General features: G+C 44.8%; 14 protein-coding genes. 7 read left to right on the top strand and 7 right to left on the bottom strand.

The window, feature by feature from the left end; genetic code table 11:
* Window positions 1-393, top strand: a 393-nt coding sequence (locus tag R8G66_09085; protein ID MDW3192508.1) for a hypothetical protein, incomplete at its 5' end; no start/stop codon positions are given.
* A 160-nt stretch (window positions 394-553) separates the two neighbouring features.
* Entirely contained in the window at window positions 554-2,188 is a 1,635-nt protein-coding gene (locus tag R8G66_09080) for a hypothetical protein (GenBank protein ID MDW3192507.1), read from the top strand.
* 74 nt (window positions 2,189-2,262) lie between these two features.
* Here the strand turns inward: R8G66_09080 and R8G66_09075 are convergent, their stop codons facing one another.
* The 5 genes from R8G66_09075 to R8G66_09055 all read right to left on the bottom strand — a co-directional run bounded on the left by R8G66_09075 (window position 2,263) and on the right by R8G66_09055 (window position 8,922).
* On the bottom strand, window positions 2,263-3,087 hold the full coding sequence (locus R8G66_09075) for a hypothetical protein (protein MDW3192506.1): 825 nt from the start codon (window positions 3,085-3,087) through the stop codon (window positions 2,263-2,265).
* Window positions 3,088-3,342: 255 nt separating this feature from the next.
* The gene (locus tag R8G66_09070; protein MDW3192505.1) at window positions 3,343-3,957 is read right to left on the bottom strand and encodes a toxin-antitoxin system YwqK family antitoxin; all 615 of its coding nucleotides are present in this window, start codon (window positions 3,955-3,957) and stop codon (window positions 3,343-3,345) included.
* 255 nt (window positions 3,958-4,212) lie between these two features.
* The gene (locus tag R8G66_09065; protein ID MDW3192504.1) at window positions 4,213-6,033 is read right to left on the bottom strand and encodes an FG-GAP-like repeat-containing protein; all 1,821 of its coding nucleotides are present in this window, start codon (window positions 6,031-6,033) and stop codon (window positions 4,213-4,215) included.
* A 301-nt stretch (window positions 6,034-6,334) separates the two neighbouring features.
* Window positions 6,335-7,429 (bottom strand): OmpA family protein, encoded by a 1,095-nt coding sequence (locus R8G66_09060; GenBank protein MDW3192503.1) that lies wholly within the window; start codon window positions 7,427-7,429, stop codon window positions 6,335-6,337.
* Window positions 7,426-8,922 (bottom strand): bifunctional metallophosphatase/5'-nucleotidase, encoded by a 1,497-nt coding sequence (locus R8G66_09055; GenBank protein ID MDW3192502.1) that lies wholly within the window; start codon window positions 8,920-8,922, stop codon window positions 7,426-7,428. Before R8G66_09055 ends, R8G66_09060 begins: the two co-directional genes overlap by 4 nt.
* A 143-nt stretch (window positions 8,923-9,065) precedes the next feature.
* Between R8G66_09055 and R8G66_09050 the strand changes: the two genes are divergently transcribed.
* On the top strand, window positions 9,066-12,320 hold the full coding sequence (locus R8G66_09050) for an amidohydrolase family protein (GenBank protein ID MDW3192501.1): 3,255 nt from the start codon (window positions 9,066-9,068) through the stop codon (window positions 12,318-12,320).
* A gap of 70 nt (window positions 12,321-12,390) precedes the next feature.
* Here the strand turns inward: R8G66_09050 and R8G66_09045 are convergent, their stop codons facing one another.
* Window positions 12,391-13,431, bottom strand: a complete 1,041-nt coding sequence (locus R8G66_09045; protein ID MDW3192500.1) for an SMP-30/gluconolactonase/LRE family protein — start codon at window positions 13,429-13,431, stop codon at window positions 12,391-12,393.
* A 270-nt stretch (window positions 13,432-13,701) separates the two neighbouring features.
* On the opposite strand from R8G66_09045, the gene R8G66_09040 reads away from it, so the two are divergent.
* Complete coding sequence (locus tag R8G66_09040) at window positions 13,702-16,110, top strand: ABC transporter permease (protein MDW3192499.1); 2,409 nt, start codon at window positions 13,702-13,704, stop codon at window positions 16,108-16,110.
* Complete coding sequence (locus R8G66_09035) at window positions 16,103-16,624, top strand: hypothetical protein (GenBank protein MDW3192498.1); 522 nt, start codon at window positions 16,103-16,105, stop codon at window positions 16,622-16,624. Before R8G66_09040 ends, R8G66_09035 begins: the two co-directional genes overlap by 8 nt.
* Window positions 16,625-16,669: 45 nt before the next feature.
* Here the strand turns inward: R8G66_09035 and R8G66_09030 are convergent, their stop codons facing one another.
* Window positions 16,670-17,458, bottom strand: a complete 789-nt coding sequence (locus R8G66_09030; GenBank protein MDW3192497.1) for a GDSL-type esterase/lipase family protein — start codon at window positions 17,456-17,458, stop codon at window positions 16,670-16,672.
* Between the two features lie 212 nt (window positions 17,459-17,670).
* Between R8G66_09030 and R8G66_09025 the strand changes: the two genes are divergently transcribed.
* Both R8G66_09025 and R8G66_09020 read left to right on the top strand, forming a co-directional pair.
* A complete protein-coding gene (locus R8G66_09025) occupies window positions 17,671-18,060 on the top strand; it encodes a hypothetical protein (GenBank protein ID MDW3192496.1) in 390 nt (129 codons plus the stop codon).
* Window positions 18,061-18,074: 14 nt separating this feature from the next.
* The gene (locus tag R8G66_09020) at window positions 18,075-22,118 is read left to right on the top strand and encodes a T9SS type A sorting domain-containing protein (GenBank protein MDW3192495.1); all 4,044 of its coding nucleotides are present in this window, start codon (window positions 18,075-18,077) and stop codon (window positions 22,116-22,118) included.
* Window positions 22,119-22,193 lie beyond the last annotated feature (75 nt).

Raw genomic sequence — 22,193 nt, 5'->3', positions numbered from 1 at the left:
CATTGGGCCAATGCGATTCACCCCCAGGCTCAAATTGGAAAAGGGACAGTCTTTGGCAAAGGCGTGGCCATACTTGCAGGTGCCGTCATTAATAGCGATGCTCGTATAGGTGATTTTACCATTATGGGTTCCAATAGCATCCTGGACCATGACAGCCATTTGGGAGCCTACGCAAGTCTCGCCCCTGGCGCTACCGTGGGAGGTAATGTCCAAATTGGAAATTTCTCTACAGTAAGTCTAGGGGCAAACATCATTCATGGAATAAAGATTGGGGCTCACACGGTAATCGGAGCTGGCACTACGGTATTGCAAAACTTTGGAGAAAATCTTGTAGTTTTTGGTAGTCCGGCCAGAGAAATTCGAACGCGAGAAGAAGGCGAGAAATACTTGTGATCCGGGAATTAAGCATTGTTTCAAAAAATGCACATTGGATTGCACCATAGTTGGTAAACATTCATTCCACCAAGCCAAAAGATTGACCACTGCCAAAATTTTCATTTCACTGGAATGATTTGGTATTAACTTTCCCTCGATTAACCTAACCAATCAAATTATGCGTCGCTCTTTCCCCGTTTTCGCTCTTTTGTTCCTCATTTCTTTCAGCTTTTCCTTCGCAATTGAAGCACAATCACCTGAAACTTCTTTGGCACAATTTTTTGCCGAATGGCGAAGCTTCGAGAAGCCCGCAATGCACAACGGAGCTCCTGATTATCGAAAAGAGACGTTCGATCAAAGAATGCCCGCTTTCAAAGCGTTGCAGGAAAAACTAAACGGCATAGACACCACAGGATGGTCGGTTCCTGACAAAGTAGATTGGACGATCATCTGGGCAGAGATGAATGGTTTCGACTTTAATCATCGGATACTTAAGCCTTGGGCTAGGGATCCCGCATTTTACAAATCTGTATGGACCTATCGAAGCGATGTTCCGGCCCATGAAGGACCCACACACCATGCCACCACTGAGCTGTGGACTTATAATTTCCCACTGTCCGACGAAGCTGAACAACGGTTGATCAAGGATTTAAGCGTGATCCCACCACTAAATACACAAGCCAAACAAAACCTCACTGGTAATGCGCGTGACCTCTGGGTCGCTGGAATCAGAGACATCAAGACACAATCATCAGTATTGACGGATATGAAAAATGCAGAGGGGGTGGCAAAAAGGAAAAAACTAATGAAAGCCATCAATGCAGCCATTGCCGCATCCAACGATCTTGTCAACTGGCTTGAAGAACAGGCATCTTCAAAAACCGGCCCATCAGGTATTGGCAAAGAGAATTATTCGTGGTACATGCAAAATGTACACCTGGTGCCTTTATCCTGGGAGGACGAAGTAATGATCCTAAAAAGAGAATTGGCCCGGGCATGGTCCAGCCTAAAATTAGAGGAACATCGTAACCGTAAACTTCCTCAACTTGAAGCAGTTGATTCCCCGGAAGCGTATAATGCCTTGGCAGAAAGGTCTGCGGCCAGCCTGATGAAATTTCTGAGTGAAGAAGAAATTGTCACAGTTGCAGATTACTTCGGGCCGGCATTGCGTCGACATCTTGGGGGATTTGTTCCCAGGGAAACCCGAAACTTCTTCTGGATTACGGCGCACCATGATCCCAGACCCTTGTATTGTCATTTTTACCATTGGTTTGAACTGGCCCGAATGGACATCACCCCCAATAAACGAGCAGTTCGAAAAGGCCCTTTGTTGTATAACATCTTCGACTCGCGTAATGAAGGAACTGCCACAGCCGTGGAAGAAATGTTCATGGATGCGGGCTTATATGATGATAATCCACGTGTTCGAGAGATTGTCTATATCATGATTGCACAGCGTGCCGCCCGAGGATTGGGTTCATTGTATGCGCATGCCAACATGATGACCATGGAAGAAGCGGGTGGCATCCATTCTGAATACACGCCCAGAGGATGGATGAAAACGGAAAAGGAGTTATTGATATTCGAACAACACCTTTACCTACGGCAGCCTGGATATGGTACGAGTTATATCACCGGAAAATATCTCCTGGAAAATGCAATGATGGAGTATGCCCGAACTCGTGAGCTTGCAGGCGAAAGCTTTGAATTAAAGGCTTTCTTTGACCTACTCAATTCCATCGGCAATATTCCAATGGCCATGGGTCAGTGGGAAATGACCGGTAATTCTGCTTTTTTGATCGACCAAAAATAAGGGTTGAGACTCCTTAAATCCGCAATAGTAAAAAACACGTGTTACCCGAGGGCAACACGCGTTTTTCACTGAAATTAAATTTTTGGGCCTGATCCGGAGCAATTCTGTATGTTCCCTCCCCAGATCGTACTGGTTCGGACAGCTGACCTCCGGGTAACCGCTCCTGTACATCTATCTACACTGACGCATCGATAATAGGCGTTCAATTGGATGTGCATGGCACTTCCGGCGCCACCAGTCGCCTCAAATTCCACGTGACTCTGATATTTCGAATAGCCCGGAGCAAGTTGCATCACATTGGATGGAAATATCCATTCATGACGATAAAACCCTTCACCTACATTTTCGGTAGCGTACGCTTCGAAAATATCTCCAGGACATACTTCTAAATCAGTGTTTACGTCAACGAAAAAAGTTGGTGTTATGGGATCAATCTCGCAAGGAGGTTCAGGCAATGCCTCGATGGTTAAATTCACATCGCAATTAGTATTGGTTCCTCCAACTTGCTGGCCTCTTACGACAATTTCTCCTTCGCAAAAATCCTCACCAAAAAATATGGTGATCGCAAAATCAGTAGTTCTTGAAATGGTAAAATCACTGCCGCTTACGATGGTCCAATTAAGAATTTTCCCAGTCACGCTTTGACCTGCGATGTTCAAATTATAGTAATACGTTTTGGCAGTTCCGGGTGCCACGTAATCAATACCGGTGATCCCGTTGAGTGTGCAGGTAGTACGAGACTGGACTCGGGCGCCAGCTGATTTTGTAGTTTCACTTAATTGTGAATCCTCAATTGTCTTGCCGTCATCAAGAACAGTAATTTCTTCCTGTTCCCCACAGGAAATTGATGTGACCAACAGAGTGATCAATAAGAGCTGAAATAGTTTAGCCTTTTTCATTGAATTAGTATTAAAGAATAAGCAGTAAAAAATTATACCATAAGATACATGATATAATTTACACTTACATGTATTAGGTATTAATTAACTATATCCAAAAGGGAGCCAAGGGACTAACTTCCAATGAGGGTAGTCTTAATCTTTTCCAAAAGGATCAAACGAAACTGGATCTACTTCAGGAATGACAGGAGATGAATTCAATGCTAATGGAGCACTGTCGAGAGGTGCATGTTTTTCAGATAGAAGCTTGATTGATCAATAAGTCTTCCATTTCTTTTTGACACCTTTTTTCGTGAAGCGGTACCAATCACCGGCTTCTACCCCATTTTCGTAGTTGCCTTCATATGTGGGCTGATTGTTTTCGTAAAAGGTCCACAAACCATGTTCTTTTCCTTCCTTGAAACCCCCTTCCTGCCATAGCGTACCATCTTCGAAATAGAAGATCCAATCGTCATGAGGTAGCCCATCTTTGTAAGTACCGATGCGTTTCGTGTTTCCATTTTCGTAATAAAACAACCATTGACCATCGTAAAGTCCGTCCAACATCAGGCCTTTCTTCTCGAGTTTACCATCCTGATAATAGTAATAAGCCGAATCTTGCATTAAGTCCTCCGACCATGATTCTCTGGCGGACATCTGCCCGTTTTGGTGATAGTAAAGCTGTATACCATCAAGCATCCCTGATTGATAATTCAATTCCGCACTTAGTTTACCTGAAGGGTAAAAGAACTTCCAAAGACCTTGACTTAGCTCATTTTCTGAAGCACCTATCGATTTGAGTTGGCCACCAGTATAGTACAGCGTGTCTACTTGTTGGGCGTTGGCCAACATGCTCAGAAGAAACAAAAGTGACGGAAGTAGTATTTTCATGATTTGCAACTATGCTCCCAATGCTTCGTGGTGACCAGATCACATAGACGAAACGTGACAATATTGACTATCTGATTTCTTATAACTTGTAAAGACCTGATAATTAGTGCTTACAACCAAATTTCATACCTCTGAAAGGGTCACCAGAACTTATTCTAACCGTTTTTGGTGTATTTGGCTTTAATGTAAATATACGGAAATAGTGGTTGAATGCGGCTCGATTTATCTCCATGTTTCATCCTCACGAACCTGTCATTATTGCTTTCTCAACAACTGCTCATGCAAGATTTGCCCATCCTTCTCGATGATGATCAAGTACAGATTGGCGGTAAGCACTGATAGGTCGATCTGCTTGCCTGCTGATTGAATTTCTAAATGTCTTTTTCCCGAAAGATCAAAAATGGTCACGTTGGCATCTTCTAAAGAAGGGGATAAAGACAATTGATCAACTACCGGATTCGGATAGACCAACGCTTTTGGGGCTTCCAAAGAAAGGATCACTTCGGGCTCTTCGGGCTCTTCAATTTCTTCCGGAGGATCGGCTAAGCTGCGGCAACTTCTGGAAATACCTGGATCCATATCAATCTGACCATCGGTCGTAGACCCTTCTATCACATGAATTCGTTGGTTGGATGTAAGCTCATAAAGCCGATCGATATGTCCGGTTGGCCAAAGTACCTGAATGGAATCCACTTGGGTCTGTGATCCTATTCCAAACATCGCATCATGGGTATTTTGGCCCAGGAAGCCCAGCCCGCAATGAGTAGACCTGGATTGGATCATGTCTCCTGTAAATACTTTTATCAAAGCACCCACTCCATCCCGGTTACTCTCCACTCCTTCCAAAGAGACCTTTAGCCAATGATTGGTATGTCCTGAATTCTCCCAGAAATGCGCATCAAAGGGAGCATCATTTTTAACCGCAATATCGGGATAGCCATCCTGATTGAAATCCCCGAAGGCATTGACATAACTGGCTACTGTATCTCCATCAAATCCGTAATCGGACTGTTCGAATGTGCCATCTCCCAGGTTTCGATAGAATTCATTGGATACTACATCCGAACCGATAATCGAACCACACACATAAAGATCGAGATGACCGTCATTGTCAGCATCCAAAAAATTTGACCCCCAGCCATTGCCGTAGAATCCTGTTCCTTTCTCTGCAGCCAATTCTTCAAAACGATCTTCATCAGGTATGTTCCTTAACATGGCGTTGCCGACTGGTGTATTGGTGACATAAACATCCTGCCAGCCGTCATTATCATAATCTCCTATGGCCACACACATAGCATTCATAGTCAGGTTACTTTCTGTAGCTTCACTCACATCTGTAAAGGAGCAGTTACCATCATTTCGCAGCATCGTATTGACTCGCAACTTGTCTTGCGCTGTGTACAGATCGGGCCAATTGTCATTGTTGTAGTCGAAGAACGCCGAACAAAAAGGCAACTTCAGGTCATCATGGGTCCCGGAATTGATCGTGATCTTCGTGAACGTACCGTCACCATCATTGACATACAGTTGACTATTGCCTACCGGCCATTCACGCTCACCGTAATAGAGATCCAACCAGCCATCCCGATTAAAATCTCCGAAAACCGCGCCATAGGATTCATTGATTTTGCGAGATAGCCCTGCCTGATCCGTAATGTCTATTAATTCCAGGTCACCTACCCGTTCGTACAGGCGGTTTCGCGCGTTGAGTGTAGCCAGATACAAGTCCTGATCTCCATCGTTATCAAAATCGACCCAAAGTAACTGTTTGACTTCATCCTGATTATCGATCAATGGGTCTAGCTTTCTGAATTGTCCACCTTCATTGAGGTAGAAGTCGATGAATTGTCCTGCCTCCGTACCAAATGTGAGATCATCCAAGCCATCGTTATTAAAATCTCTAAAGCTGATACCATTGCCGATGGACTGTAGTGTTTTAGTTGTCTGAATACCACGTTCACTGGCGGTATTGGAATAAAAAGGTTGTCCTTCTACCCACAATCCGACCAACAGACACGCAATAAAAAAGATAAAGCGCCCATAAAGGCGCTTGGCTAAGTAGTATAATTCCCGCATTTTCATTTGGCGTGGAGCACCAAATGTAAAATACAATATTGAAAATCCAAGGATTATCGTGATTCGATTAAAAAGAAATTTTAAAGCTTTCTGCCCAAATATATTAAATAGTAAAGAACGCTACTCACTCTTTATTGGAGATGCGAAAGTGATAGCCGGAATACAACTATTGAATACTGGAAAAGATTTTATTTTAAACTTCAATCATACACCGCCCTAAAAGGAGATTAAAAGAACGTCCCTTTAGGAAATACATGTCCAGAAACTGTATTAAAGAAAAATCTTTCCTAATCTCCTAAGCTCAAAGTTGCCCTAACTCAAAAACATCTATCACCACCCGACGATTGCGGGAGCGATTCTCAGGTGTGTCGTTTGGGGCAACGGGTTGAGATTCACCCAATGCCTGCACCACAATCAATTCAGGAGGCCAACCGAGGTTTGTTAGATAAGTCTTTACTGTTTCCGCACGTCGCTGTGACAAACGCAGATTATAGTCGGAAGCTCCAGCATTATCGGTATGACCCGAAATAACAACCCGATCAATGGTAGAAGCCTCTAATTCCTGTGACCAGCTTTGCAACAGTGTCTGCGCCGAATCACTTAAGATCCATCGGTCAAATTCAAAATTGATGTCTTCCAGTACCAGGGTAAATGCGGGTTCAGGGATAGTTATTGGAGTGTCTTCAGGGATATCGCCGTATTTCGGTTTTACATAAACATCATCCAGGAAGTAATAAGCCGCATGATCCATTTGAGGTTCATCTCTATAAGCTTTGTTCCAGGCCCAGGTGATTGCGGTCTTCCTCACTGCAGGCTCCAAAGCTCCAATCAGTAGAAATCGCTCACCCCCTCTGGCTTTGTATTCCAATTGTACCTGTTTCCATCCGAGCTGTTCTGGCTTTTTGATCCGCCAACACATGAAATCAATGTCCTGAGACGGTTGCCACTTCACATCGAATTGCACAGGCGTGTTCTCTAAACTTACGTTGAGCATTCTGATCTGATACTCGGAGGCGCTGCCGTGATTGACCCAGGCACCTACAAGGTAAGTGGTGTCTTTGATCAATGGCTGGGATAACCGGGCATGCAAGGTCTCCTGATATTTGGCTCGAAAAACATAGAAACCCAGGTAGGCATCTCCACTCACAGGTTCCGCAATACTCACCCAATTTTTAGGAACACCAACATCTCCAGTCGAACAGCGATGATAAAAGTCTGGTGTCCCCACATCTGTACTGAACCAGCCAGAAACGACTTCTTTAGACGGATTGCTATTGTAGGTATAAGGACAGGGTCTGTCTTCCTCAAATCCTGGATTGATGACCAGGTTTTGGCTGGTCAACCATAAGCCAGATACGCTTGCCATTATCGATAAGAGTACCTGACGATAGTTCATTGACCACTTAGATTTGACATATAAGCAATCACCGCATCACGAAAGTCATTTTTTACGTTGCCAAATTCCGCAGGCTGATTACTTGATACATCTTTAAGAAAATCCAGGTTCGCTTCCTTTCCTGACATCAAAAAAGCCGGAGCAATAAACGTGTAGATTTTATTCGAAACAATCGCCTTCCCATCGATCAAAAACCCATCTGGCTGGACGGTGATCTTAGCGGACTGAAAATAGCCACCAATACCCTTATTTTTCTCAAACCCTATTTGTAACATCTTTTGTACCTCTGATCCACGCATGGTCGCGACAACCAGTTCTCCACCAAATGGTAAGGTCCGAAGGATATCCGTCTGCGTAATATCTCCGATCAACTGATCATCGAGGCGGATAGAACCACTGTTATAAACGGCAAAATCCAGCCCGGATTGTAAGACATAGATGGATTGAGCTATCATATCACCCAAATTCGTTGGTTCATTACGGATGCTTTTTTCACGCCCATCCAACATTTCGGATGTCGAGTAAACTACTTTACCGGGATCATACCCCATTTCTAACATACTTTCTTCTGCAATCTTTGTCCACTTGTCTACTATGGCTTGCACAGCAGGTTTTGCTTTTACTTTATCGGTAATTGGCTTCAAAGTGGATTCAATGGACAACTCCTTCGTGCTTTGATCATACGTGCATCGATGAATGTATACAGTCTTGGCATTTGCATCTGCTTTGGTGATCACTGCCTTACCAACCGGCACGGACATATTGACGTGATCATGCCCCCCAAGGAGCAATGGAATTTGCGGCAACGCCTCTGAAAATGCTTTGTCCTGGTATACTTCGAGATGTGTAATTGCTATTGGCACATCATAAGCGTCTTTGTACTTTTCGAGTACGGCTTTTCCTGCTTCAGCATAATTACTATTATAGGAAACATAGTCTTTTTTGTTGAAGTCAACATTGATACCAATCAAACCGATCCTTACAGATGCGCCTGAATCATTCTTAAATTCTTTTGCAATGAATGCTGGCAATGCTGTTCCTCGCTGTGTCCAGGTCTCTGCCTGACCATTGACCCGATGAAACGTATTACTGGATATCCATGTGAATGCAGATCGATCAATCTGTTGCTGGACTTCATGTTCTTTTACATCGAACTCGTGATTTCCAAACCCGACATAATCCAGGCCAAGCACATTCAATGCTTCGACCATCTGTAATCCTGCTATTTTTTGTCCTTGATATTTCAAAGTTCCAATCAAAGAAGGACTCAGAAAATCTCCGGAGAGTAAACTGATCGTATTGGGATTGATCGCTTTTAATGAATCCAGAACAGTGGCTACACGCGCTACTCCTCCTACTTTTCCTCCTTCTAATGGTGCTATTTCATAGACGTCATTCATTTGCAGGATATAGAACTCAACTTTCTGAGAAGATGGGCCGCAACAGGAAAATACTACTGCAAACAGCGTTAGAAATAATGATATTCGTGGCATGGTCTTGTGGTTATATGATTTGGCTGCCACAAAAGTGGAAAAATTACCGAAGCTTTCCGCCCTTCATCACAATATTTGATACCCGAAGAATCAATCAATTATCTTTGAATCACACACTGTAATTAACCTGGTTTATTGCTCCTATGAGACGGAAGTTCATCCTCCCCCCATTTTTTCTATTTTTCAGCTTTTTCATCCTTGCCCAATCCCAGTGGGACATCAACAATCCGGTTGAACCCTTCAAAGAAATTTCAATTAACACTGATGAAGGTACCTGGATGAATCTGGACGTAAGTCCTGATGGCTCTCAAATTGTATTTGATTTACTGGGAGACATCTATTTATTGCCAGTTTCCGGAGGCAAGGCACAACTACTTCGTGGTGGCCATGCTTTTGAAATTCAACCTCGGTTTTCTCCTGACGGAAAATCGATCTCCTTCACCAGTGATGCCGGTGGTGGCGACAACATCTGGACCATGAACATCGATGGCTCTGATGCTAAACAAGTCACTAAGGAAAGTTTTCGTTTGCTAAACAATGCGGTCTGGACTCCTGATGGTGACTTCATGATCGCTCGAAAGCACTTCACTTCCCAGCGCTCACTAGGTGCAGGCGAACTATGGATGTACCACCGAACGGGTGGCAATGGTGTACAACTCACCAAAAGAAAAAATGACCAACAAGATACAGGAGAGCCAGTAGTTAGTCCTGATGGACGGTATGTCTATTTCAGTGAGGATGTTTACCCTGGTGGCTTTTTTCGGTACAACAAAAATCCTAATAGTCAGATCTATGTGATCAAAAGATATGATCGAACAACTGGAGCAACTGAAATCATCGTGAATGGACCAGGAGGTGCGGTCAGGCCCCAACTTTCTCCCGATGGCAAGAAGCTTTCTTTTGTGAGAAGGGTGCGTACAAAATCCGTTTTGTATATCCGTGACCTGGCTTCAGGGACTCAACGCCCGGTTTTTGACCAATTGTCAAAGGATCAACAAGAAGCCTGGGCCATCTTCGGGGTTTACACCAATTACAACTGGATGCCAGACAACAAACATGTCATCATTTGGGCCGGGGGCAAGATCAACAAAGTGAACACCGAAACAGGAGAAAGTATCATTATCCCTTTCGATGCGACAGCCACACACAAAATCACAGATGCGGTACAATTTAAAGTAGATCCTGATCCGGATAATTTCGATGCAAAGGTGATCCGTGGAGCAAAGCTTTCACCTGATGGTAAGACGCTGGTCTTCAACGCTGCAGGATATCTCTATTCCATGAAATTCCCGAAAGGAAAAGCGAAAAGACTAACCAATACTTTAGACCTGGAATTTGAACCCAACTTCTCCCCTGATGGAAAAACGGTAATTTTCGTGACCTGGAACGATGAAGCCAAAGGTAAGATCATGCAGGTAGCTGCTTCTGGTGGTATTCCGGTTGAAGTGACCAGTGAAAAAGGCATCTACCGACAGCCGTCCTACTCACCCGACGGGTCGAAAATCGTGTACTACAAAGAAGCTGGCAATGGAGCCATGGGCCACGCATACACGGTAAAACCCGGCATCTACTGGATGAATGCAGGTGGTGGCACACCGAACTTTGTGAACAATGATGGCCAGTTTCCTTCCTTCAACGAGACAGGCGAACGCATCTACTATCAAAAAGGGGGATTCCTCTTTGGAGCCTTGGACAAAAGTTACAAAAGTGTGAACCTGCAAGGTGCTGAAGAGCGGACGCATTTCCACTCGAAATATGCCAATCAATTCGTACTGAGCCCAGACAATAAGTGGCTGGCATTCGGAGAATTATACCACGTATATGTGATGCCTTTCGCCGATCATGGAAAAGTTTTCGAACTGTCTGGCACACAAAAAGCAGTCCCAATGACCAAAGTTTCGGATGATGCGGGCATCAATTTGCAATGGTCGGGAGATGGTCAAAAGCTGAACTGGACGCTGGGCAATCAGCATTATTCTGTACCGCTGAAAGAAGCATTTACCTTCCTGGAAGGCTCACCGGATAGCATCGGTGAAATCGAAAAAACCATCACCAAAATCAATTTACAACTGGACACAGACCGCCCAGAAGGATTGGTGGCTTTCACTAATGCAAAAATCATCACCATGAAAGGTGAAGAGGTGATTGAAAACGGAACGGTGCTAGTCGATGGCAATCGCATCAAGTCTGTTGGAGCGAATGTTGATATTCCTAACTCAGCTACCGTGATCGATGCTTCGGGTAAAGTGATCATGCCAGGGATCATCGATACGCATGCCCATCTCAATGCCTTCCGATATGGCTTGAGTCCCCAAAAGGAGTGGCCATATTACGCCAACCTTGCTTTTGGCATCACAGCTACTCATGATCCTTCTTCTAATTCAGAAATGTCCCTTTCTCAATCGGAAATGGTAAAATCCGGAAGCATGGTAGGTCCTCGGGTTTATTCTACCGGCACTATTCTGTACGGTGCTGATGGTGATTTCAAGGCAGTGGTCAACAGTGAGGATGATGCACAATTTGCCATTCGCAGAACCAAAGGTTATGGTGCTTTCAGTATCAAAAGTTATAACCAACCGCGTCGAGAGCAACGCCAGCAAATCATCAAAGCCGCCAGGGATCAGGAGATCATGGTATATCCTGAAGGAGGGTCTACCTTCTTTCACAACCTGACAATGATCCTGGATGGTCATACAAGTATCGAGCATAACCTTCCGGTAGCTCCTCTCTACAAAGACGTATTGGAACTTTGGCAGGCCAGTAAAACAGCGAACACGCCTACCCTCATCGTGAATTATGCAGGAATGACCGGGGAATACTACTGGTACCAAACCTCCAACGTTTGGGAGAATGAGCACTTGCTGAAGTACACCCCTCGTGGGATCATTGACAGCCGTTCACGTCATCGTACAATGGTACCGATGGAAGAATTTGAAAACGGACATATTCTGACGTCCAAATCACTCAAAGACCTGGTGGATCGGAATGTAAGGGTTTGTGTCGGCGGACACGGCCAGTTGCAAGGACTCGGCGTTCACTGGGAAATGTGGATGTTGCAGCAAGGTGGCATGACCAACTACGAGGCGTTGCGAGCGGCCACTATTCACGGCGCCGATTACATTGGCATGGGCGATGACCTTGGATCTATTGAAGTGGGCAAGCTGGCAGACATCATTGTATTGGACAAAGATCCGCTGGCGGATATCCAAAACTCACAATATGTGACGCATGTCATGATCAATGGCCGGCTGTATGATACTTCTACGATGAATGAAATTGGCAACTACAACAAGCCTCGGGGTAAGTTCTATTGGGAGATTGATGGTCACAATGACAACTTCGATTGGCACAGCGAAGCACATGGCTTCAGCCGACCGCATTGTGTTTGTGGGAATTGATTTTGTATCAAGAATGGGCCTGGAGGCCCAAAAATATCGATCTCTCGGCTAAGCCGAGAGATTGCGTTTTCTATTTCAATGCCACTTCAAGGATGTAATCATCCGCCGTGAGGAAGAGTCGCTTTTCATCGGTAGATAACGCACAGTTTGAGGTCAATTGGCCGGTGTAGATCCTGGCGACTGGTTTACCTTCCAGGTTAAATACCCAAACTCCTCCAGGTCCAGAAGCAATCAAGAACCCTTTGCTGTGCATCTTCATCCCATCGGGAAGTCCCTGCTGCCCTTCCTGCCCTACTAGTTGAGTGGCGTCGTAAAAAACTTGTTTATTGTTCAACTGTCCCGGACTTACCACATCGTATTGATACCAAACCGCATGCCCGGGATCAGAGACTGCCACATACAGTCGCTTTTGATCCGTAGAAAGCGTAACCCCATTGGGCCTGGATAAGCTATCAATCAAGACCAGCTCACCAGAAGCAAGTTGACAGTAAACTCCCTGAAAAGAGAGTTCCTTCCGGCTATCCTCCATTTTGCCAGGCAATCCATAAGGTGGATCCGTGAAATAGAGATTTCCCGATTGATCAAATACGCCATCATTGGGGCTATTGAACCTCTGACCCTCATAATTATCGACCACTGTACTAAAATCTGATTGAGGGTTATCAAATGTAGCGTTCATCCTTGCCACCCTTCGATCCCCGTGTTGCATCAATATCAGTTCACCTTCATTGTTCAACAACAAAGCATTAGACCCTGGCTCACTTCCATAGGATCCTAGCCCGGTATAGCCAGACGGAGTGATGAAGGTGGTCGTGTTGTTGTTTTCATCCAACTTATAAACCTTGTTGTTCGGGATATCGGAAAACAGCAAAAAGTTTCCTTCTTCCACCCAGAGGGGCCCCTCCGTCCATGTGAACCCTGACGCCAGCACCTTGAACTCCGCATTTTTATCAATGATTTCAAGGGCTCGTTCATCCAGAATCTCCACCTTAAAAGGCATGTCGTTGCTGGGGTCGGTCTGTTGTTCCGATGCTTGTTGGCTCTCGCTTGTCCCTGTACAGGAACTCAAAATCAAAAGGAATACGATAATTTGAACAGGATTACGTTTCATATCAGAAAATCTATTGATCAACAAGGATGACAGGTCAAAAATAAGGTTACCAGAGGATTGTCCAATTACTCATTGGAAGGAGTTGCGACAATCATAAAAACCAGTACTACAAAAAGTATCTTTTTGGTCAGGTTCAAATCTCTTTGCCTCAAATTCCATTCCTAAATAGGAAACACTGTCCTCCTATCCTTACAAATTACCAGTTGAAATAAGGTCGATTGCTGTACACGCAGGTTCTACGTAATTTGGTCTAGGTCAAAAACTTAACACATGCTACGTACTTTTTTACTGGTGGCAATCCGTAATTTTCGGAAGAACAAGCTCACCACTTCCATCAATACCATTGGACTTGTCCTTGGTTTCTCCACTTTTATCTTACTAAGCCTATCGGTCTATAACGACGTTTCGTATGATCGATGGAATGAAAAATCTTACCGAACTTATCGGTTTACCACCATCGATGAAGCACTGGGCGTAACTAGCAATGAAGTTGCCATTTCCAATCCTCGCATGCCACTAGCTGCCAAGGAAGAAATCCCAGAAGTGGAGCTGGCGTCCAGGGTGCTGTATGCTGGACAACAACGAATGGAAAAGGGAGATGTCGGCTACTATTCGGATCATGCTCTTTATGTCGAAAACGACTTCTTCGAGATTTTCGATCTGCCCATCCAAAACCGGGATGAAACCCTGAAACAGTTTGAGCAACCGCATAAATTGATCTTGACAACATCTTTTGCCGAAATTGTTTTCGGCCGTGGTGGTGAGAAATTGGGCAAGATACTGGAGATCAATGATCAAAGCTGGGAAGTGGTCGGTCTCATGGATGATCTGGAACAAAATTCACACCTGGAATATGACGTATTGATGTCCCTATACCCCGCTCAGGCAGACTCTTCGCTGGCGCAATACATAGACTCATGGAATGGTCTCGGCATGATCGGATATGCTGCACTCACCGAGGGTGCGGATGAAAAAACGGTAGAGGCAAAATTGGCCGAAATCGCCCTTGCTAATGATGTAAATGACTTTTGGATTCCGCAACTGCAACCTCTTGAAGACATCCATTTACAATCTTCGGGGATCCTCTTCGACTTCTATCATGAAAATAAAGGCGACAAAGTTTATGTCTATGCGCTATCAGGAGTGGCTTTATTCATTTTGCTGATCGCAGCATTCAATTTCGTGAACCTTACTACTGCTCAATCCACGACCCGCGCCAAAGAAATTGGTATCCGAAAGGTGGTGGGTAGCTCTCGCTCATTGTTGATCAGTCAGCACATGATCGAATCGATATTCATGGCATTCATGGCCATGGTCCTCTCCATGGGAATCATTTACATCGCCGTGGAAGAAGCAGGACTCAACATGAATTTCGAGCTCATGCCTCTCATTACAAATAATCCCATAGTGCTGCCCGCCTTTCTGGGGCTGTCTCTTGTTATTGGCGCATTGGCGGGCCTCTACCCTGCCCTAGTATTGTCTAGCATCAAATCCGTAAATATCCTTAGAGGAAAATTCCACGCGAGTTCGAATGGCATCTGGCTAAGGAAAGTATTAGTAGTACTTCAATTCGTGGCGGCGATTGGAATGATCTGCACCACACTCATCGTTTCGCGCCAGATCTATTTCATCAAAAACAAAAGTCTGGGATTCAATAAGGAGCGAATCGTAACCATCAACGTGAATGATGGCGGGCTTAGCGATGGCATGCCAAGTTTTCAAGATCAGCTTGCACAAAATCCAAGTGTGCTGCAAAGCTCCTTTTCCAGCAACATGCCCGGAAGAACGTTCGGTCGTGGTGGCGTAAATGTAGAGGGTGGTAATGAAGATGAACCCTGGATCGTGAGTGTAATGTCTGTTGATGAAAACTATTTCGAGACGATGAACATCCAAATGGCCGCCGGTCGAAACTATGGAGCGAGCTATGGGGCGGATCAGAATGAATCCATCATCATCAACCAGGCCATGATGGAATCCCTCGGATGGGATGAAGCCGTCGGGAAAAAGCTGGTATTTGGAACGGGAGAAAATGCAACAACCCGAACAGTAGTGGGAGTCATTGAGGACTTTCACTTCTCCAACATGCGGCACAAGATTGAGCCGCTGATGATCTATTACAATCCTGACCCGAATAGCAATTTCAACGTAAAGATCAGTCCTGAGAATATCAGTGAAACCATGCAATACCTTGAGACCACCTGGCTGGAAACCTTCCCCAACTATCCATTCGATTACCAGTTCTTCGATCAGGAATTCAACGAGATCTTCGCCTCGGATGAGTTCTTTGCCGGGTTAGTGGCTGCCTTCACCTGGTTATCGATCATTCTTTCCTGTCTTGGCCTATTCGGATTGTCCTTCTTCATGGTGGAACAGCGTAAAAAAGAAATTGGGGTAAGAAAAGTATTGGGGTCCACCATTAGGCAAATTGTAACCCTGCTGATGAGGGAGTTTGTGGTCCTGATCGTCCTTGCCAATATCATTACCTGGCCCATTGCCTACTGGTACACGGACAAGTGGATCAGCGATTTCCAGTATCGGATTGATTTATTGAGCATTAGCAACTTATCCGTTTACGTATTCGCTGGACTTGGTGCATTGATCATCGCGATGATCGCGGTAAGTTATAAATCCATCAATGCAGCCATCGCTAATCCGGTGAAGTCTTTAAGAGATGAATAGTCATTTCAAAGTCCCCTGTCTTAGGCTGGGGACACTTCTTCTTTTCTGCTACTTGCTGGCAAATGCAAGTTATGGACAGAAAAGTGACAAAGTAGCGCTACTTCGCTCCAATGAGATTCAGCGAAAAGCACACATGGAAAATAATGCGGCTTTACTCGTCTCACAAATTGCCGACAGCATGATCAATGTAGATAAGGGTGACATCAGCACCTTGTCCAACGAAGAGATCAAAACCAGATTCGAAAGCTACTTCAAGGTCGTCAAGTACACCCGCTGGGATGACTTACAAGCTCCCATCATTCAAATTTCAGGGGACGGCAATTGGGCCGTGATGTTCGTGAAGAAGCTTATTGATCTACAATACATAGATCAGGATGGCAACCTGGGCGCGCATCACTACGCACAATTTGCCTGGGAGTCCCGGTACCACAAAATTGATGGCGAATGGAAAATCGTTAGTATCAGCTCGACAGACAAGACCTTAACGGAATCAGAGGCTGCGCAATTCAAATAGTAACGAAAACCAGGTCTGGAACACACGCTTGAAGCTGTTGCTCACTTATTTCAAGACGCTCTCCAACATCGCATAATACCGTTGTGCGATGAACTTAGCACCAGCTGTATTGTAATGTACATCATCCGCAAGCAGATCATCGGTAAAACCTGTAAACATATCCACAACGATTACCTGAGAAGTATCGGTTGTTTGTTCTTGTGCTAACTGCGGTAAGTCCCTTTGGATCTGATCGAAATACATCAGCAATTCACCTGTCATGATCTCTGAGTGTCCAGGGGCCAGCTGTTCAATGATGATTGTTACTTCGGGGTTTACTACCTGAATAGCATCGATGATGGCATTGATATTTGATACAGCCTGATCATAATCAAGCCCTAGCAAAGCATCATTTCCCCCAGGAGAGCTGAAAAGCACAATGTCCGGTGCACCCGTTTCAGCTAACCAACCATCAATTCCTTCTAAAATATCTCCGGAAGTCCAGCCTCCCCGGCCTTCATGGTTCCGGTCGAATGACGGTTTGTCTCGTATGGCAGGATAAGAGCCTCCATCAGTTCGTGTGCCCATGTAATCAAAATCCCAGTTTCCATCCGTCAGCAATAACCAAAGCTCAAATCGAAAACTTTCATATTCAGGGCGATCTCCTTCTACCCGTGAAGCACCCAAAGGCATGATTTTATTGATGGAATCACTGACTGGTTTAGAAGTTTCCTCCTCCGAACAACCAGCAAGTAGTAAAAAATGGACAATACAAACCAGAATCATGGGGCGATGGATATTTTGTAGTAAGTGTGTAGGGTTCATGGGTGCTTTTCCTGTATATACCTTAACCATGACCCATACCCTACCCAACGCTTCAGGAAATCGTTCATTGTCCTCAGACAGACGATCAATAATAAATTCATATCCACAGCTTACAACACTTAAAAATTGATGATTAGCTTCGATGCATATACATTTGTGTATGTGGGAAGTGTTTCACACTCCATAAATCAAATTAAACCTAAGTTCATAACCCCGCCTGTTCTATAATACTTGTAGTTCATATGCTTAAACAAATACCCATCATCGCACTTATCGTGTTGATGTCCTGTAAGGGCTCAGAAAAGGGCCAACAACAGGATATTAATCCTCGGGATGTCATTATTGAACAACTTGGAAACAAGTTTGAAAAAATTGACAGAGGTGACCTTTCGCTCTGTTTTACAGTCAATAAGCAAACCTTGACTAACAGAAAGACAGTACTGGTCATTAATAATAAAAATGCAGCGATCATTTACGGCCCGGAAAAACTAAATGCCAAAGTGAGTTGGCACTCAGACCGGAAGCTTCTGATACAGGAAACTCCCGAAGTGATTCAGGACAAGCAATCATCGAATACTACCTCTTACATATTTAATCTGGACACGAAAGAAAAAGAATCAAATACCCCTTAATTACCCCTTTGGAAATGAGAAAAATTATACTGCTTTTGACATTGATTGCTGGCACCATGGTCCTGATCTATAAAGTTCAGGATGTGTCAGATTTAAATCAAAAGATTGTCGAGAAAAAAGAAACGGTCAAACAAGAGAAAGGCACAAACGACCCATATCAGGATTGGTTAGATAAAAAGACGGCCAAGAAAAAAATGGGAATCGCCAAGGCCGACCAACCTGAAATGCATGGTATCATACAACGTCAATTGAGAACCCGAGACGGAGATGACGGACCGAAGTATGGACCGAACCAGGTGATGGAAGAGTATGCGGCGGCTAAAAAAAGAAGCTCTAAAAATGCGGCAAGAACAGAAAACATGGAGTTCATTGAAAGAGGGCCTGGAAATGTTGGTGGAAGAACGCGTGGCCTGGTGATCGACCCGGATGATCCGAATCAAGAAACCTTTTACGCCGGATCTGCTTCCGGAGGAATCTGGAAGACCACTGACAATGGAGCTAACTGGTCTTACCTTTCTGATGACATTCCCAACCTGGGCACCAATACGCTCGTCATGGCCCCATCTAATACGGATGTCATGTATGCGGGTACCGGCGAGCACTTCACCAATGATATCGATGGAGCAGGATTATTCAAATCAACAGATCGAGGAAATAGCTGGACGCAAATCGCTGACCCCAGTGACTACCCTGATTTTAGAAATGTATCCAGAATCGTGGTAGATCCCAACGATGAAAATACTGTGATCGCTACGACGAGAAGTAGCGTATGGGGACCTTTCTCATCCGCTATTTATAAAACTGAAGATGGAGGATCGACCTGGACGCAACTTAGGTCCAGTACCAACGAACGACACGACGATATCGATTATGACCCTTCTGATTTCAGCACGTTATATGTTGCTATCAATGGCGTGGGCGTCATCAAGTCCACTGACGAAGGTCTAACCTGGGAATATGTCAACAATGGCCTGTCTCCTGGCGGAAGGGTAGAAATTACTGTTTCTCCAGTGAATACGAATCGTATCTGGGCCTCTTCACAGGGAAGTGTTAGTGGTACAGGCTCTGATCTCTATGTCTCCAATGACGGAGGTGCAAACTGGTTTCTGGCAATCAACGAATCGGGCACCAACGAAGATTTCCTTGGTGGTCAGGGTTGGTACGATAATATCATCACGCCTCATCCGTATGATGCTAATAAAGTCTATGTCGGTGGTGTCAATACTTTTTTGTTTGAGCTAGCCGAAGGAGATGCAGAAGATCTTACGATCATCGCTGTAAACTATGATGCAGCACCTTCTTTCATGAACTTTGTCAACTTTACAGGTAATGCCTCTCAAGGGTTTGAGTTTGGTGGTGTTGCCGAGAGAGACTTATTGCCAGTAGAGGTTCGATTTGGTCAGGGAACTCAAATGGCGCATCGATTCTCTGTCGGTGGGCAAGGACCAGGTGTCGCTGCTGAAGATTATATCTATGAAGATTACGTGGAAGTTCCTTTTCAGGTATGGGATACACGAAATGACGTTCAGTTGATGGCATCTTTCCGGGATCAACAGGAAGATGGTACCTGGAACTTGATTGCCACGAATACCGATGGTGCGGGTTCTACCCATTCAAGGGAATACTTGTACATTCACAACATTCCTTATTCTGAAACTGCGGCAGATACCATTACCCAGGATGGGGGTCATGAAAACGGACAAATGTATTTCTTCTGGACAACACTTGCTGCTGGTGCTACTTTCGATCCAGATGACTTGCCGGAGAGTCAACTAGCAGTCGTATTTAATGTAACTCCTGCTGTCTATAGAAATACCACAGTAGTTTCAGATGCCTACAACGCTTTCAATGGCATCAATAGCTTTCCTCAATCCACCCGTGCACAAGGTCTTCACCCTGACCAGCACAACTATGTCGTTTATGATAAAAACGATGATGATCAGACGTTTAGGATATTGGTAGGTAATGACGGTGGTGTCTACACAACAGAGAGAGGCACCTCACCTGGCCCTGCACAAGGCGATTTTAACTTTATCAGTAATGGCTATAACACCACCCAGTTTTATGGGGCAGACAAAGCTCCTGGTGAAAATCGATTCATCGGTGGCACGCAAGATAATGGAACCTGGTATCACCCAGATGGGACTGAAGGCGGTGCTGATGTCAATGCGGTCTTTGGTATTGGTGGTGACGGGTTTGAAGCGCTGTGGCACAGCTCAGATCCTGACAAAATCATCGGTGGTTCACAATTTAATGGTTTTTCAAGAACCCTTGATGGTGGAGAAACCTGGATTGGTGCTTCCAATGGCTTTGATGACGATGGCCCATTCATTACAAGATTAGCTCACCACAAACAGCTGCCAGACAGAATCTTTACTACAGGGGCGACTGGCGTATGGTTTTCCAATGATTTTGGAGGAGAATGGTCAGCTGCCACCATGAACAATGCTAACACCTGGTCTTTTTCAAATGCTGCGGACGTAGAAGTTTCATATGCCAACCCTGATGTAATCTGGGCAGGTGGCCGTCTGAATGAGGCCAATCGTTTACATGTGTCTACGGACGGTGGACAAACATTCAACGAAACAGAAAACTACGATGTGTTCAATATGGGATCCGTGGCTGGAATAGGTACACATCCAACTGAAGAAAACACCGCTTATGCCTTGTTCTCTTTCGCGGGATTCCCTAAAGTGCTGAAAACGACCGACCTGGGTGAAACCTGGGAAGACATTTCTGGTTTTGATGGTTCAGGAGCAGCAAGTTCCAAAGGCTTCCCGGATGTAGCTGTAAACTGTCTGTTTGTTTTCCCAAGCGACAATAATCGCATTTGGGTAGGTTCTGAGATCGGGATCATCGAATCTCTTGATGGCGGTGAAAGCTGGAATCTCATGGAAAACAACATGCCGCCGGTCAATGTTTATGATTTCAAACTGGCAGAAAACCAATTGGTCATTGCCACCTATGGACGAGGTATCTGGAGTGTAGAATTAGAAGGAATTGTCATAGCTCCTATCGTAGAACAGGTTTATGTAGAGCCTACAGGAGGCCTGAATTTTAATTTCAATTTCTCTGAGGCTTTTGATTCGATTCAGGTCTTCCTTGAAGGTGAAATCATAGGCACCATTTACGACAATGAAATAGGATCACTTTCACAGGTATATGAAAACCGTGGGTTAAGCGGCAATCGAAGAGTCAATTTATCGGCTTATCTCGACGGGCAGATCTTCACCTCTGTAGAACGTTTGACGTTCATGTTCGAACCTACGGATATCAGTGGCTCTTATGGCACCAACTTTAGTGCATCTTTTGGCGACTTCATCGGAAGTGGTCTACAGATCAGAACTGAAGAAGGATTTGAGGCTCGGGCCCTACACAGCCCGCACCCATATGGCGATGCGATGGAAAGTGTATTCTACTTACGCGTGCCGATCGAAGTAGCCGCTAGTGACGCAACATTGACCTACGAGGACGTTGCATTGATTGAGCCCGGTGAAGACGGGACAGAATTCGGTGATTTCGAGTTTTGGGATTACGTAGTAGTGGAAGCCTCTTCTGACGGGCTCAACTGGATTCCTCTCGAAGATGGCTATGATGCACGACGTTATCCTGAGTGGCTAGCTGCCTATGAAGCAGGAGAAAATGGAACCTCAGAGCTATTCCAATCTCATTCCATCAATTTGTTGGATCACTTCAATGCTGGAGATAATATCCTGATACGCTTCAGAATGTTTGCAGATGCCAATACCAACGGATTTGGTTGGGTTGTTGATGATTTTTATATCCAGGACATAGCGCTGAGTGCTGAAAAGGAACTTTCCTCAAAAATCACCATCAGCCCAAATCCTGTCGAATCAATTGCGACGATTCAATTAGGCGACCTGACCCCTAGCCGGGTAGAAATTATTGACCTGAACGGAAGAGTATTGCAATCGATCCAGCCTAAATCAGGAAGCAGAGAGATTCAGTGGAACCGCGGCAACTTAAAAGGCGGATTATACATCGCCAGATTTGAAATAGACGGTCAGTTGGTGAGCAAGAAATTCGTGCTCAATTGATATAAATAACCTCCTGCCTCTGGCAGACGTGGTTATCAAAAAAACGGCCTTCAATTGAAAAATTGAAGGCCGTTT

The organism is Cytophagales bacterium, from assembly GCA_033344775.1.
Taxonomy (GTDB): Bacteria; Bacteroidota; Bacteroidia; order Cytophagales; family Cyclobacteriaceae; genus JAWPMT01.
The sequence above is the reverse complement of the archived record's forward strand: the minus strand, read 5'-3'. Positions and strand labels throughout refer to the sequence as shown.